Origin of the sequence: Micromonospora sp. (assembly GCF_048594385.1) — a bacterium.
Taxonomy (GTDB): domain Bacteria; phylum Actinomycetota; class Actinomycetes; order Mycobacteriales; family Micromonosporaceae; genus Micromonospora; species Micromonospora wenchangensis.
The window spans coordinates 1-14031 of sequence record NZ_JBMDWU010000553.1; the positions used below are offsets into that span (position 1 = coordinate 1).

At 74.2% G+C, this 14031-nt stretch carries 13 protein-coding genes and 3 tRNA genes; 12 read left to right on the forward strand and 4 right to left on the reverse strand.

What is annotated here, in order from left to right:
• The 3 genes from ACOJTC_RS29290 to ACOJTC_RS29300 all read left to right on the forward strand — a co-directional run.
• The coding region (locus ACOJTC_RS29290; RefSeq protein ID WP_420119306.1) for a TadE/TadG family type IV pilus assembly protein at positions 1–429 on the forward strand (429 nt) is incomplete at its 5' end.
• A 53-nt stretch (positions 430–482) separates the two neighbouring features.
• Positions 483–857, forward strand: a complete 375-nt coding sequence (locus ACOJTC_RS29295; RefSeq protein WP_088642087.1) for a hypothetical protein — start codon at positions 483–485, stop codon at positions 855–857.
• A gap of 76 nt (positions 858–933) precedes the next feature.
• Entirely contained in the window at positions 934–2217 is a 1284-nt protein-coding gene (locus tag ACOJTC_RS29300; protein WP_420119307.1) for a LysM peptidoglycan-binding domain-containing protein, read from the forward strand.
• 186 nt (positions 2218–2403) lie between these two features.
• On the opposite strand, the gene ACOJTC_RS29305 is transcribed toward ACOJTC_RS29300, so the two are convergent.
• Positions 2404–3243, reverse strand: coding sequence for a Rieske 2Fe-2S domain-containing protein (locus ACOJTC_RS29305; RefSeq protein ID WP_363649940.1), 840 nt, complete (start codon positions 3241–3243; stop codon positions 2404–2406).
• A gap of 288 nt (positions 3244–3531) precedes the next feature.
• On the opposite strand from ACOJTC_RS29305, the gene ACOJTC_RS29310 reads away from it, so the two are divergent.
• The gene (locus tag ACOJTC_RS29310) at positions 3532–4314 is read left to right on the forward strand and encodes a crotonase/enoyl-CoA hydratase family protein (protein ID WP_420119308.1); all 783 of its coding nucleotides are present in this window, start codon (positions 3532–3534) and stop codon (positions 4312–4314) included.
• Positions 4315–4368: 54 nt separating this feature from the next.
• Here ACOJTC_RS29310 and ACOJTC_RS29315 read toward each other — a convergent pair whose 3' ends face one another.
• The 3 genes from ACOJTC_RS29315 to ACOJTC_RS29325 all read right to left on the reverse strand — a co-directional run bounded on the left by ACOJTC_RS29315 (position 4369) and on the right by ACOJTC_RS29325 (position 8240).
• Entirely contained in the window at positions 4369–5853 is a 1485-nt protein-coding gene (locus ACOJTC_RS29315; protein WP_420119309.1) for a dihydrolipoyl dehydrogenase family protein, read from the reverse strand.
• A 156-nt stretch (positions 5854–6009) separates the two neighbouring features.
• A complete protein-coding gene (locus tag ACOJTC_RS29320; protein ID WP_420119310.1) occupies positions 6010–7332 on the reverse strand; it encodes a cryptochrome/photolyase family protein in 1323 nt (440 codons plus the stop codon).
• Positions 7329–8240 (reverse strand): phytoene/squalene synthase family protein, encoded by a 912-nt coding sequence (locus ACOJTC_RS29325; RefSeq protein ID WP_204928419.1) that lies wholly within the window; start codon positions 8238–8240, stop codon positions 7329–7331. Before ACOJTC_RS29325 ends, ACOJTC_RS29320 begins: the two co-directional genes overlap by 4 nt.
• A 65-nt stretch (positions 8241–8305) precedes the next feature.
• Here ACOJTC_RS29325 and ACOJTC_RS29330 point away from each other — a divergent pair, with 65 nt between their 5' ends.
• The 8 genes from ACOJTC_RS29330 (at position 8306) to ACOJTC_RS29365 (ending at position 13898) form a co-directional block, all read left to right on the forward strand.
• The gene (locus tag ACOJTC_RS29330; protein ID WP_204928420.1) at positions 8306–9460 is read left to right on the forward strand and encodes a polyprenyl synthetase family protein; all 1155 of its coding nucleotides are present in this window, start codon (positions 8306–8308) and stop codon (positions 9458–9460) included.
• A 28-nt stretch (positions 9461–9488) separates the two neighbouring features.
• On the forward strand, positions 9489–10970 hold the full coding sequence (gene crtI / locus ACOJTC_RS29335; protein ID WP_420119311.1) for a phytoene desaturase family protein: 1482 nt from the start codon (positions 9489–9491) through the stop codon (positions 10968–10970).
• A gap of 4 nt (positions 10971–10974) precedes the next feature.
• Positions 10975–11604 carry an isopentenyl-diphosphate Delta-isomerase gene (gene idi, locus ACOJTC_RS29340; RefSeq protein WP_420119312.1) on the forward strand — a complete coding sequence of 210 codons (630 nt, stop codon included), beginning with the start codon at positions 10975–10977 and terminating at the stop codon, positions 11602–11604.
• The gene (locus ACOJTC_RS29345) at positions 11594–12547 is read left to right on the forward strand and encodes a MerR family transcriptional regulator (protein WP_420119313.1); all 954 of its coding nucleotides are present in this window, start codon (positions 11594–11596) and stop codon (positions 12545–12547) included. The genes idi and ACOJTC_RS29345 overlap by 11 nt, the downstream gene beginning before the upstream one ends.
• Before the next feature lie 62 nt (positions 12548–12609).
• On the forward strand, positions 12610–13398 hold the full coding sequence (locus ACOJTC_RS29350) for a polysaccharide deacetylase family protein (RefSeq protein WP_204928424.1): 789 nt from the start codon (positions 12610–12612) through the stop codon (positions 13396–13398).
• A gap of 143 nt (positions 13399–13541) precedes the next feature.
• Positions 13542–13614: transfer RNA gene (locus tag ACOJTC_RS29355), tRNA-Glu, on the forward strand.
• Positions 13615–13645: 31 nt separating this feature from the next.
• A tRNA-Asp gene (locus ACOJTC_RS29360) sits at positions 13646–13722 on the forward strand.
• Positions 13723–13824: 102 nt separating this feature from the next.
• A tRNA-Phe gene (locus tag ACOJTC_RS29365) sits at positions 13825–13898 on the forward strand.
• Positions 13899–14031: the final 133 nt, after the last annotated feature.

Sequence of the window (14031 nt, forward strand, 5' to 3'; positions counted from 1 at the left end):
GAGGTGGCGGTGCTGGCCCCGGCGTTCCTGGCGCTGCTGATGCTGGCCGGGGTGGCCGGCCGGGTCGCGGTCGCCGACGAGGCGGTGGAGGCGGCGGCCCACGACGCCGCGCGGGCCGCCTCGATCGCCCGCGACGCCGGCGCGGCGGAGAGCGCCGCGCGGTCGGCCGCCCGCCGGCAGCTCGACTGGCGGGGCCTCAACTGCGCCAGCGCACCCCAGGTCACGGTCTGGGGTTCCACCCGCAACTCCGACCACACGTCGCTGGGCGCGGCGTTCCGCACCCAGCTCGGCGAGCCGGCGAGCGTCTGGGTACGGGTGAGCTGCACGGTCTCCTTCGCCGGGATGCGCTTCCCCGGGCTGCCGATGGGCGACAAGCGGGTCGAGGCGACGTTCGGCTCCCCGCTCGACCGTTACCGGAGCCGGCAGTGACCGCCCGCCCCATCGGTGACGAGGGCCGGATCAGCCTGTTCCTGGCCGTTGCCATGATCGGCGTGCTGGCGGTCATCGGTGTCGCGTACGACGGCGCGGGTCAGCTGCGTACCCTGCAACGCGCCGACGACCTGGCCGCCGAGGCGGCCCGCAGCGGCGGCCAGGTGATCGACCGGGCCGCCGCGATCGAGGGCCGACCCAAGGTGATCGACGAGCCGGGTGCCCGCGCGGCCGTCACGCAGTACCTGCGGGGCAACTCCGACGTGACCGGCCAGCAGGTCAGCTTCCCGGTGGTGGCCGGCGAGAAGCAGATCCGGGTACGCGTCACCGTCGTCTACCGCCGGCACCTGCTCGGCCTGATCGGCATGGACCGCACCGTCACCGTGGCCGGCGAGGCGACCGCCCGCACCCTCACCGACCGACCATGAACCCGCTGGCCCGACGGACCCGTCGGCCCACGCACCCGGTGCCCCCGCACCGGCAGACCGTAGGAAGGAGGGCAGCATGACCACACCGCGTGGTTCCACCGCCCGACGAACCGGCCAGTTGCTCACCGGCTTCGGGTCGCTGGTGGTCCTGGTGGCGTTGCTGGTCGGCGCACCGGTGGCGCTGCTCGCCTTCGCCGGCAACCCGCTGCCCGACCACCTGCCCACCCTCAGCGAGGTCGGCACCGTGCTGACCAGCCGGGACGACGGTCAGCTCTTCATCCGGGCGCTCGCGCTGGTGGGCTGGTTCGGCTGGGCGACGTTCGCCTTCTCGGTGCTGGTGGAGATCGGCGCCCAGGTGACCCGCCGGCAGACACCCCGGCTGCCCGGTATGCGCCGGCAGCAGCGGGCGGCGGCGGCCCTGCTGGGTTCGGTCGCGCTGATCATCGCGGCCAGTCCGGCGGCGAGCGCGGCCGTGACGCTGACCCAGCCGATGCCGGCCGCCGCCGGCACCGGGGTGGCGACGACGCTGGACGCCTCGCGTACCGGCCTGGGGGCCGCCCCCAGCGCCGGCATCGGTGGTGCCGCCCTCGGTGCCGCCCCCGGTACCGGTCTCGGCCCCGTCCCCGGTGCCGAGAAGCCGGCCACGAAGCCGGTCTACCGGGTGGCCCGGGGCGACTACCTGGGCGAGGTGGCCGAACGCTACCTGGACGACTTCGACCGCTACCCCGAGGTGGCCCGGCTCAACGACCTGCGCGACGCCGACCGGATCAGGCCGGGCCAGCTCATCCGGCTCCCCGCCGAGGCCGACGACACCGGTGCCCGGCGGCACGCCAGCGGCCACCTCGTCCCGGGTACGCCCCGCAAGCCGTCGCCGCGCCCGCCCGCCACCACCCCCGGCGGCCAGGCCGACCCGCAGCACCAGGGTGCGCCTTCCACGCCGGGCAAGCCGACCAGACCCGCCGCCGCGAAGCCGACCGGTCCGGCCACCCCGAAGCCGGGGAAGATCGGGCCCGCCACCCCGCAGACGGCCACCCCGCAGACCGCCCAACCGCCCGCCGAGCGGCCGGTCGGCGTACCACCGGCGATGGCCGCCGGGGCGTCCCGGGGCACCCCGGACGACCCGATCAACAGGCCGCTGGCCGTATCGGCGGTACTGGCCGTGGCGAGCATCGTCGGCGCGCAGATCGGTGCGGTGCTCGGCCTGCGTCGCCGCCCCGTCCGGGTGACCGCCGGCCGTACCTCGGCCGCCCGGATCGCCGCGGCCCGGATGTCCACCACCGGTCGCACCCCGGGCCGCTCGATGGGCAGCCGCGCCTCCGCCGCCCGGGACCTGGTGACCGGCCGCCACCGCCGCGACTGACCCCTGTCCCACCCCCACCCGCTCCGCCCCGCCGCCGTCCGCCCGCTCCGGCTAGCCCGCCCCAGCGGGGTCGCCCCGGTGATCAAGAGGTTTGCGTCAGGTTGGAGATCGACTTTGACGCAAACCTCTTGATCGACCTCCAAAAGCGAGAGCGGGGGTGTGGAGGCGGGGGCGGGGTTTGGGGGGTTAGGGGAGGCGGGTTTGGAGGGTGCCGTCTACCACGCGGGTGGGGAGGATCTGCTGGTCGGTGGCGGACGGGCCGTGGACGACCTCGCCGCCGTTGAGCCGGAACGCCGAGCCGTGCCAGGGGCAGACCACACAGGCGTGCCCGTCGATCTCCTGCACCTCGCCCTCGCCGAGCGGGCCGCTCTGGTGCGGGCAGCGCTCCAGCATGACGGTGACCTCGTCGCCGTGCCGGTAGAGGATCACCGAGACGTCGTCCACCTCACGGGTCACCAACGTGCGCTGCGGCAGCCCGGCCAGGTCGGCCACCGGCCGCCACCCGTCGCCCATCCGGTGCAGCTCGGAGACGCTCTGGCTGACCTGCGCCCCCTGCTTGTACGCCAGGTGCCCGCCGAGGTACGCCCCGGCGCTCGCCGCGCCCAGCCCCAGGTAGGCCAGGGCCCGTCCGACGCCGTGCCGGCCGGTCAACCGGGCCGCGAGGGAGCCGGCGTAGAGGGTCAGGCCGACGGTGTTGGCGGCGGCGTGCACCAGCCCCACCCGACGCTGGTCCCGGGAGAGTTCCGCCCAGTCGTTGAGCCCGGCCACGGCGGCGGGAACCGCGCTCACGGTGCCCAGCGCGACCAGGGTGGTGGCCGCCCGACGCTGCCCGGGGAGCAGGTCGACCACCGCGGCGCTGATCCAGGCCCCCACCGGCACCTGCACCATCGCCGGGTGCAGCGGATGGCCCAGGAAGACGCCGTGCAGCAGGTCGCGTACCCGCTGCGGGCGCAGGGTCGCCTGGACGGCACGCTGCAACCGGTCGCCGGTACGGTCCAGCGCGGTGGCCTGTTCGAGTTTCGTCATCAACGCTCGCACCCCGTCCGACTTCCCGCCTGACCGGGTCGCAAACCGGGCGACCGGCACCAATCCGGGTTCCCGCCCCGATCGACCCGACAGCGCCCAGGCGACACCATCGACCCCGCAACATCCCGCCACCGGCGTCGCGCATGCGTCGTTTCGGCCACGAAGATCCACTCAACGGAGTCCCGACAGCGGCATCAGCGCCCCGGGACACCGCAACATCGCCCCACCAGCGCCATCCCCCGCCAGCGCCACGCCCCACGGGCGCGGCGCGTGCGGGATGCTGGGGGGATGGCGGTGCATGTTGTCCGGGACGGGGCGGTGACCACGGTGATCCTCGACCGGGCGGCGTCCCGCAACGCCGTCGACGGGCCGACCGCGCGGGCGCTCGCCGACGCGTTCCGCGCGTTCGAGGCCGACCCCGAGGCCCGGGTCGCGGTGCTCTGGGGTGCGGGCGGCACATTCTGCTCGGGTGCCGACCTCAAGGCCATCGGCACGCCCAGCGGCAACCGGGTCGAGCCCGACGGCGACGGCCCGATGGGTCCGACCCGGATGGCACTGTCCAAGCCGGTCATCGCGGCGATCTCCGGGTACGCGGTGGCGGGCGGCCTGGAGTTGGCGCTCTGGTGCGATCTGCGGGTCGCCGAGTCGGACGCGGTGCTCGGGGTGTTCTGCCGACGCTGGGGGGTGCCGCTGATCGACGGTGGCACCGTACGGCTGCCCCGGCTGATCGGCCAGAGCCGGGCGATGGACCTGATCCTCACCGGGCGTCCGGTGCCCGCCGACGAGGCGTACGCGATGGGGTTGGTCAACCGGGTGGTCGCGCCGGGTGAGGCGCGGGCGGCGGCCGAGCGGCTGGCCGCCGAGATCGCCCGGCACCCGCAGACCTGCCTGCGCAACGACCGGGCGTCGGTGCTGGCCGGGGCCGACCTGCCCGAGCCGGAGGCGCTCGCCACCGAACTCGCCTACGGGATGGACTCGCTCGCGTCCGACGCGCCGGCCGGCGCGGCCCGGTTCGCCGCCGGCGCAGGCCGCCACGGCGAGTCACCCGATCCCGGCCGCCACGGCGAGTGACCCGACCCGACCGGCGGCACGCGCCGCCCGGCCGGAGCCGGGCGGCGCGGTGGCTCAGCTCAGGTCGTCCAGGGCGCTCTGGATGGCCCGGTGGAACGTCGGGTACGCGTAGATCATGTGCCGGAGCTGGCTGACCGGTACGGCCGCGTGTACCGCCACCACCAGCGCCGAGAGCACCTCGCCGCCGGCCGGGCCGACCGAGGTCGCACCGATCAGCACCCCCTGGTCGGCGTCGGCGATCACCTTGATGAAGCCGCCCGGCTCGCTCTTGTGGATCCAGCCCCGGGTGGACGACGACAGCTCGGTGAACCCGACCTGCACGTTGATGCCCCGCTCGCGGGCCTGCCGTTCGGTGAGCCCGACCGCGCCCACCTCGGGGTCGGTGAAGGTGACCCGGGGCAGTGCCCGGTAGTCGGCCCGGGGCACGGTGCCGGCGGCACCACTGGGGCCGGCCGCGCCCATCGCCCCTCCGACGGCACTGGCCGCGCCCATCGCGCCACCGACCACGCTGGCGGTGCCGCTGGCGTCGGGGCCGGCCTCGGCCCGCCGGACCCGGTCGAGCACGTCGGCGACCACGATCGACGCCTGGTACATGGCGATGTGGGTGAACGCGCCCTCGCCGGTGACGTCCCCGACCGCCCAGATCCCGTCGGTGACGTGCATCCGGTCGTCCACCGGCAGGTAGCGCTGCCCGGCGTCGATCCCGACGGTGTCCAGCCCCAGCTCGTCCAGGTGGGCCCGGCGGCCGGTGACCACCAGGAGCTGGTCGGCGCTGAACGACCGGTCACCGGCGTGCACGGTGAACGCGTCGCCGTCGTGGTCGATCCGCTCGGCCCGGACGTCGGTGGCGATCTCCACCCCGTCGGCGCGCAACGCGGCGGCGGCCACCTCGGACGACTCCGGTTCCTCCAGGGCGAGGATCCGGCCGGACGCCTCCAGCACGGTCACCCGGACCCCGAACCGGGCGAAGACCTGCGCCAGTTCCGCCCCGATCGCCCCACCACCGAGGACCAGCAGGCTCGCCGGCAGCTCCGCCGCCTCGATCGCCTGGTGGTTCGTCCAGTACGGGGTGTCGGCCAGCCCGTCGATCGGTGCGATCGAGGGGCGGGTTCCGGTGCCGAGGACGATGCCGTGCCGGGCCTGGAACACCTGGTCACCGACCCGGACCCGGCCGGGGCCGTCCAGCCGCCCGCTGCCGCGCAGGAACCGGCCGCCCTTGCCGGTGAACCGGTCCACGGCGGCCCGGTCGTTCCAGTCGTCGGTGGCCTCCTCCCGGATGCGTTTCGCCACCGCCGCCCAGTCGGCCCTGACCTGCGCCGATCCGGCCAGCCCGTCGACCCGACGGGCCTCGGCCAGGGCGTTCGCCGCCCGGATCATCATCTTGCTGGGGATGCAGCCCCAGTACGGGCACTCCCCGCCGACCAGGTCCCGTTCGACGCCGACGACGCTCAGGCCGGCCTCGGCGAGCCGCCCGGCCACCTCCTCGCCGCCCACGCCGAGCCCGACCACGACCACGTCCACCAGTTCCGGCTCTGCCATCCCGCCAGCATTCCGCACGGCCCCGCCGCCGGCCACCGCTCCACCCCGGAATTCCCGCCCAAGTGCGCCCGGCCGGGCCAGCGCAGCCGGACCGGGTCAACGCAAGCCGGGCCGGGCCAGCGCAAGCCGGACCGGGCCAGCGCAAGCCGGACCGCGTCAGCGCAGCCAGACCGGGTCGGCGCCGGGCACCTCCAGCGGCGGCGGGTAGTCGAGGGTGCGACGGACCTCGGTGGGCAGCCGCCACGGCTGGTGCACGGCCTTGCCGGCGACCGTCGCCAGCTCCGGCACCCAGCGGCGCACGTACGCGCCGTCGGGGTCGTAGCGTTCGGCCTGGCGGACGGGGTTGAGTCCCCGGTAGGGGCGGCTGTCGTTGCCGGTGCCGGCCACCCACTGCCAGTTGCCGGAGTTGTCGGGCACGTCGCCGTCGAGCAGCCAGCGGGAGAAGACCGCGAGGCCGGGCCGCCAGTCGAGGCCGAGCACCTTGGTCAGGTAGCCGGCGGTGATCAGCCGGGCCCGGTTGTGCATCCAGCCCTCGGCGTGCAGTTGGCGCATGCCGGCGTCCACGATCGGCATCCCGGTGCGGCCGTCGGTCCAGGCGTCCAGTGCCGCCGCGTCGTACCGCCAGTCCTCGGTGGCCCCGCGCCGGTACGCCTTCGCCGCGATCTCCGGGAAGGCGGCGGTGACCTGGTGGTAGAAGTCCCGCCAGCAGAGCTGCCTGACGAACGGGTGCCCCCGGTCGTCGGCCCGGTTCGCCACCGTCAGCGGGGACAGGCAGCCGAACCGCAGGTACGGGCTGAGTCGGGAGGTCTCGTCGGCGGCCAGGTCGTCGTGGATGTCGTCGTACCGGGAAAGGGTGGGCAACCACTGCGTGAGCCGGCGCCGCCCGACGGACTCGCCGCCGACCGCGGCGTCCGGCGACTCCCCCTGCGGTGCCGCCGGCAGCCGACCGACGGCGATCCCGGCGGGCAGCGTGACCCGCCGGGGCGCGGCCAGTTCCTCCCGCCACCGCGCCCCCGACCAGACCCGGTGGTACGGGGTGAACACCCGGTAGTGGTCGCCGCCGCCGGGTCGCAGCTCCCCCGGTTCGACGACGGTCACCCCGGGGAACAGCCGCAGGAACAGCCGGTGCCTGTCGCACTCGGCGCGCAGTCGCCGGTCCCGGCGGTGGGCGTAGCGGCTGACGTCGGCGGACAGTCCGATCCCCTCGGCGTCGACCTCGCGGGCGAGCCGGATCGTCTCGGCCACCGGGTCGCCCCGGCGGATCACCAGGTCCCCGCCGAGGGTGCGCAGGGTGTCCCGCAGTTCGGCGAGGCACTGGTGCAGGAAACGGTTGCGGTTGGGCGAGTGGCCGGCCAGCGCCGGGTCGAGGACGTACAGCGGCACCACCCGGTCGAACGCGGCGCAGGCCGTCGCCAGGGCCGGGTGGTCGTGCACCCGCAGGTCGCGGGTGAACAGCACGACCGCCGTACGGCCGCTCACGACACCGCCGGGCCGGGCACCACGACCGGGGTGCCGGTACGGGTGAGCAGCGCCTTCGCCGCCACCGCGAGCCGTCGCCGCTGGGGCACCACGGCCCGCTGGGCGAACACGTCGTAGTCCTGGGCGGCGACCTCGTCGAGGATGCCGCCGTAGAGGGCGTAGGCGGTGCGCATGCACGCCTGGGAGGCGGGGGCGAGCAGGGTGATGCCCGGCGCGGCGGCGGCGTAGTGGGCCTGGGCGCGGGTCACCTCGTACTCGACGAGGTCACGGATGCGGTCGGTGCTGCGGCCGGCGGCCCGCGCGGCGAGCAGGTCCTCGCGGGTGACGTTGAACTTGGCCAGGTCCTCGTCGGGCAGGTAGGTGCGGCCCCGGTCGAGGTCCTCGGCGACGTCCCGGATGAAGTTGGTGAGCTGGAAGGCGAATCCGAGCTGCCGGGCCGGCTCGCGGGCGGCGACCGGGTCGGAGCTGCCGAGGATGGGCAGCATCATGGTGCCGATGACCGCCGCCGAGCCCTCCATGTAGTCGAGCAGGTCGTCGTAGGTCGGGTAGGCCATGACGGTCAGGTCCATCGCCATGCTGCGCAGGAACGACGCGAAGTCGGCGCGGTCCAGGTCGAACACGGCGATGGTGTGCAGCACCGCCGGCAGCAGCGGGTCGTCGACCGGTTCGCCGTGCAGTCCGGCGACGAAGCGGGCACCCCAGGCGTCCAGGCGAGCTGCGCGTTCGGCGGGTGGCAGGTCCTCGGTGCGGTCGACGATCTCGTCGGCGTAGCGGGTGAATCCGTACAGGGCGTGCACGTGCCGCCGTTTCCATGCGGGCAGCAGCCGGGTGGCGAGATAGTAGGTGCGGCCGTGATGTTTGTGCAGCTCCTGGGAGCGGGCGTAGGCAGCGGTGAGATCGGTGTCCACCCGGGCCTCCTCGGATTCGACGCAGCAATCGACGCAACTCGTAACCCTAGGGTACGCTCCCCCACATGGCCAACGACGCAGTTGCGGGTAATGCGCTCCGCGTCGCACCGGAACAGCCGGGAGCGACGGACGATCCGGTCCGCGGCGTACTGGCCGCTTACGCCCGTGACCTGGTCAACGGGGTCGACGAGACGTTGTCGGCGTTCCTCGCCCGGGAGGTCGACGCACTGACCGAGATCGACGCAGCGATGGGCGGTTTCGCCGCGACGGCACGCGACTGCGTGCTGGCCGGCGGCAAGCGGGTCCGCCCGACCTTCGCCTACTGGGGATGGCGGGGGGTGGTGGGCGGCGACGAGCCGTTGCCCACGGTGCTGCCCGCGCTCGCCGCACTGGAACTCCTGCACACCTTCGCCCTGGTGCACGACGACGTGATGGACGCCTCCGACACCCGGCGCGGCCTGCCCACCGCGCACCGGGCCGCCGCCGAGCGGCACGTCACCGCCGGCCACACCGGTGACCCGCACCGGTTCGGCGAGTCGGTCGCCGTCCTCATCGGCGACCTCTGCCTGGTCTGGGCCGACCGGCTACTCGCCCACGCCGCCCTGCCGCCGTCCCGGCTCATGGAGGTGCGGCGCTGCTACGACCAGATGCGGGTCGAGACCATCGCCGGGCAGTACCTCGACGTGCTCGGCGAGAACGACGCGGCGAACTGGTCGGTGGACCGGGCGCTGCGGGTGGCCCGCTACAAGACCGCCAGCTACACGGTGCAGCGTCCCCTGCTCTTCGGCGCCTGTCTGGCCGGCACCGACGCCGACGCGCCGCTGATCGCCGCGTACACCCGGTACGGGCTGGCGGTCGGTGAGGCGTTCCAGCTCCGCGACGACCTGCTCGGCGTCTACGGCGACCCGGCCACCACCGGCAAGCCGGCCGGCGACGACCTGCGTACCGGCAAGCCGACCACGCTGTTGATGCTCGCCCGGCAACTCGCCACCGGCGGCCAGCGGCGCGCGTTGGAGCGGTCCGGCAACCCCACCTCCGTCCGGGAGCTGGCCCGGCTGGCCGACCTCGTCGCCGACACCGGGGCGGTCGCCCGGGTGGAACACATGATCTCCGACCGGGTCGCCGACGCGCTGGCCGCGCTGGAGACCGCGTCGATCGACGAGACCGCGCGCACCGCGCTGACCGGTCTCGCCACCGCCGCCACCACGCGGCGGGCTTGATGGGCAACTTCGTGAAGGAGGTGGTCGCGTGCGGACCGTGACGGGACGTACGGACCGGGTGGTGGTCGTGGGCGCTGGCCTGGGCGGGCTGGCGTGCGCGCTGCACCTGGTCGGCAGCGGCCGGCAGGTGACCGTGCTGGAACGCGAACCGGTGCCGGGCGGTCGGGCCGGCCGGCTCAGCGTCGACGGGTACGAGTTCGACACCGGTCCCACCGTGCTCACCATGCCCGACCTGATCGCCGAGGCGCTGGGAGCGGTCGGCGAGGAGCTGCACGACTGGCTCGACCTGACCCCGCTGGACCCCGCCTACCGGGCCTACTACCCGGACGGCTCCACGCTGGACGTGATCACCGACACCGCCCGGATGGCGGCCGAGATCTCCCGGGTCTGCGGCCCGCGCGAGGCCGACGGCTACCTGCGGTTCGTCGACTACGCCCGCAACCTGTGGAACTGGGAGCGGGCCGACTTCATCGACCGCAACCTGGACGCCCCGACCGACCTGCTCACCGGCAACCTGCTGAAGCTGCTGGCGAACGGGGCGTTCCGCCGCCTCCAAACCAAGATCAACCAGTTCTTCTCCGACCCGCGCACCCAGCGGATCTTCTCCTTCCAGGCGATGTACGCCGGGCTCGCGCCGCACGACGCGCTGGCCATCTACAGCGTCATCGCGTACCTCGACTCGGTGGCCGGGGTCTACTTCCCGCGCGGCGGCATCCACGCGGTCTCCAAGGGGATGGCCGGCGCGGCCGAGAAGCACGGCGTCCAGATCCGGTACGACACCACGGTCGCCCGGGTGGAGACCGCCAACGGCCGGGCCACCGGCGTGGTCACCGCCGACGGCGAGCTGATCCCGGCCGACGTGGTGGTGCTCAACCCGGACCTGCCGGTCGCCGACCGCGACCTGCTGCCCGAGGGTCGGCAGCGGAAGCTGACCTACTCGCCGTCCTGCGTCGTCCTGCACGTCGGATCGACGCAGGGGTATGGGAAGATCGCTCATCACAACATCCACTTCGGACGGTCCTGGAAGGGCACCTTCGACGAGGTGATCGGGCGCGGTGAGCTGATGACCGACCCGTCGCTGCTGGTCACCAACCCGAGCCGGACCGACCCGTCGGTCGCCCCGGCCGGCCGGCACACCTACTACGTGCTGGCCCCGGTGCCCAACCTCGACCGGGCCCCGTTCGACTGGCGGGGTGACCTGAGCCGGCGCTACGCCGACCAGCTCGTCGCCACGCTGGAGGAACGCGGGTACGTCGGGTTCGGCGCCGGCATCGAGGTGTTGCGTACGATCACCCCCGCCGAGTGGGAGGAGCAGGGAATGGCCGCCGGTACGCCGTTCGCCGCCGCGCACAGCCTCTTCCAGACCGGGCCGTTCCGCCCGTCCAACCTGCACCGCAGCCTGCCCAACGTCGTCTTCACCGGTTCCGGCACCCAGCCCGGCGTGGGCGTGCCGATGGTGCTGATCTCCGGCAAGCTGGCCGCCAACCGCATCACCGGCGCGGGTCGGTGACCGCGTGAAATCCCGGGAGGGCCACCTCGTCGAGCTGGTCGACGACACCGGCCAGGTGCTCGGCGAGGCCACCGTCGCCGCCGCCCACCAGGCGCCCGGGCGGCTGCACCGGGCCTTCTCTGTGCTGCTGGTCGACCCGGACGGCCGGGTGCTCCTGCAACAACGGGCCGCGGTCAAGACCCGGTTCCCGCTGCGCTGGGCCAACTCCTGCTGCGGGCACCCGCTGCCGGGCGAGTCCCTGGCCGAGGCGGCGAACCGCCGGCTCGCCGAGGAGTTGGGCACCGGGCCGGTGTCGTTGACCGAGGTCGGCGTCTACCTCTACTACGCCGAGGACCCGGCCACCGGTCGGGTCGAGTTCGAGTACGACCACGTGCTCCGGGCCGACGTGCCGGCCGACCTCCCCCTCGGGCCCGACCCGGACGAGGTGGCCGAGCTGCGCTGGGCCGACCCGACCCGGTTGATGGCCCAGATCGACGCCGACCCGCGCACGTACTCCCCCTGGCTCGGCGGGGTGGTGAGCCGGCTGCTCCACCCGACCGGTCCCGACGCCCCCACCGGCGGTCCCCGTGCCGCCCCCACCACCCCGTCCGGCCACCGGGTGGACCACGCGTCGGAGCGGTCGGGTGGTCGATGAGCCGCTGAGCGCGGGGGCCGTGGCACGCCGGCTGGGTGTGGCGGTCACCACGCTGCGCACCTGGCACCAGCGCTACGGCCTCGGCCCCAGCCAGCACGTCCCGGGCCACCACCGGCGCTACACGCCCGCCGATCTGGCCCGCCTGGAGATCATGCGCAAGCTCACCGCCGAGGGGGTCACCCCGGCGGAGGCGGCCCGCTGGGCGAAGCAGAGTCCCGTCGTCCCCGGTCCCGGGGTCGCCTCCCGGCTGCGGGCGGGCGCCGGGCGCGACGGCGGCGGGCAGACCATCCCGGTCGGCCGGGCCGGTCCGGCCGCCCGGGGACTGGCCCGCGCCGCCATGCGGCTGGACTCGGCGGTGATCAGCGACACTATCTCGGACGCCCTGGCCACCGACGGGGTCGTCGCCACCTGGGAGGGGCTGCTGCGGCCGGTGCTGGCCGGCATCGGGGAACGGCACGTCGCCACCGCCGGCCTGATCGACGTGGAACACCTGGTGTCCCGGTGCGTCTCCGAGGCGTTCGCGGCGGTCGCCCGGGCCGGCCGGCCCACCGGGCCGGCCCGCATCCTGCTCTCCTGCGCCGACGAGGAGCAGCACACCCTGCCGCTGGAGGCGCTCGCCGCGGCGCTGGCCGAGGCGGGGGTGAGCTACCGGATGCTCGGGGCCCGGGTGCCGGCGGCGGCGCTCGTCGAGGCGGTCAACCGGACCGGGCCGGCGGCCGTGGTGGTCTGGTCGCACACCCGGCCGACCGCCGACCCGGCGCAGCTGTCCGCACTGCTCGCGGTGCCCCGCCGGCCGCTGCTGGTGCTCGCCGCCGGGCCGGGCTGGCGGGCCGACACGCTGCCCGCCGGGGTGGTCCGCCCGGTCGACCTGGCCGAGGCGGTCTCGCTCGCGCTGGCCGTACGGGACTCGCTGGACCAGTCGACGGGGGCCGACCGGACCTGACACATTTCGCTTTCGTGAACTACCGTCGGGGCCGTCCGCGTACCCCATCCCCCGGAGTGACGATGCGTTCACGCCCCGTTCTGGCGGTCGCCCTCGGCCTGCTCCTGCTGGTCGCCGGCTGCGGCGACCAGCACCGGAACGTCCGGCCGGCAGCGGCGCCCGCCCCGACCACCACCGCACCGGAGCCGGCCCACACCCCGTCGCCGAGGCCGGTGCCCACCACCAAGCCGAAGCCCCGGCTCCGGCCGAAGCCCAAGACGCTGCCCGCCGGGCTGCGCAAGGCGACCGGGGTACGCGCCGTGGCGTTGACCTTCGACGACGGCCCCGACCCGACCTGGACGCCCCGGGTGCTCAACCAGCTCCGGGCGAACAAGGTCAAGGCGACGTTCTGCGTGGTCGGCACCCAGGTGCGCAAGCACCCGGAGCTGGTGGCCCGGATCGTCCGGGAGGGGCACCAGCTCTGCAACCACAGCTGGCACCACGACGTCGACCTGGGCCGCCGGCCGGTCGCCGACATCCGGGCCGACCTGGTGCGCACCAACCAGGCCATCACCAAGGCGGTCCCGGGCGCGAAGGTGCCGTTCTACCGGCAGCCCGGTGGCCGGTGGACCCCGGAGGTGGTGCAGGTCGCCAAGGAACTCGGCATGCGGTCGCTGCACTGGACCGTCGACCCCCAGGACTGGGCGAAGCCCACGTCCGGGGTGATCTCCGGACGGATCAAGAGTGCCTCCCGCCCCGGTGCGGTGGTGCTGATGCACGACGGCGGGGGTGACCGGAGCCGCACCCTGAGCGCCGTTCCGCAGGTCATCGGCGACCTCAAGCGCCGTTTCGGCATCGCTCCACCTCGCTGACCTGCTATTTTGCCGGGCCGCAACCCGGTGGGCATACCGGTTTGGTCGACCGCCGGGGCATGGCATATGCTTCTCATGCCTCCGGCGGGGCCGGATGGGAGCAAGTCCGCTTGAAGTTGCGAGTGTGCAATGATGGCGGGGCCGCCCTCATCGTCTAGCGGCCCAGGACGCCGCCCTTTCAAGGCGGTAGCACGGGTTCGAATCCCGTTGGGGGCACGATCCGGCCCAGCCGGAGGCAACAGAGCAAGGTCCTGTGGAGCAGTTGGAGTGCTCGCCGCCCTGTCAAGGCGGAGGTCGCGGGTTCAAGTCCCGTCAGGACCGCCAGCGCCGACGCCGCGTGTACCAATGCGCGGCGTTCTGCGTATCGGGACGCGGCACCCTGTCGGCGGAGACCCCGCCCTCCGGGTACCATGTCCCGGAGTACCAGGCCAGGTAGCTCAGTTGGTACGAGCGTCCGACTGAAAATCGGAAGGTCGGCGGTTCGACCCCGCCCCTGGCCACATAGCCTTTCGCCGGGCTACAGAGAGCGGTGACCTGCGGAAACGCGGTCACCGTTTTCGTGTATCCGGGCCTGCCCGGCATCGATCACCGCCGTGGACCGCCCATCCCGGGACATCCAGGAGCCTCGCTGCC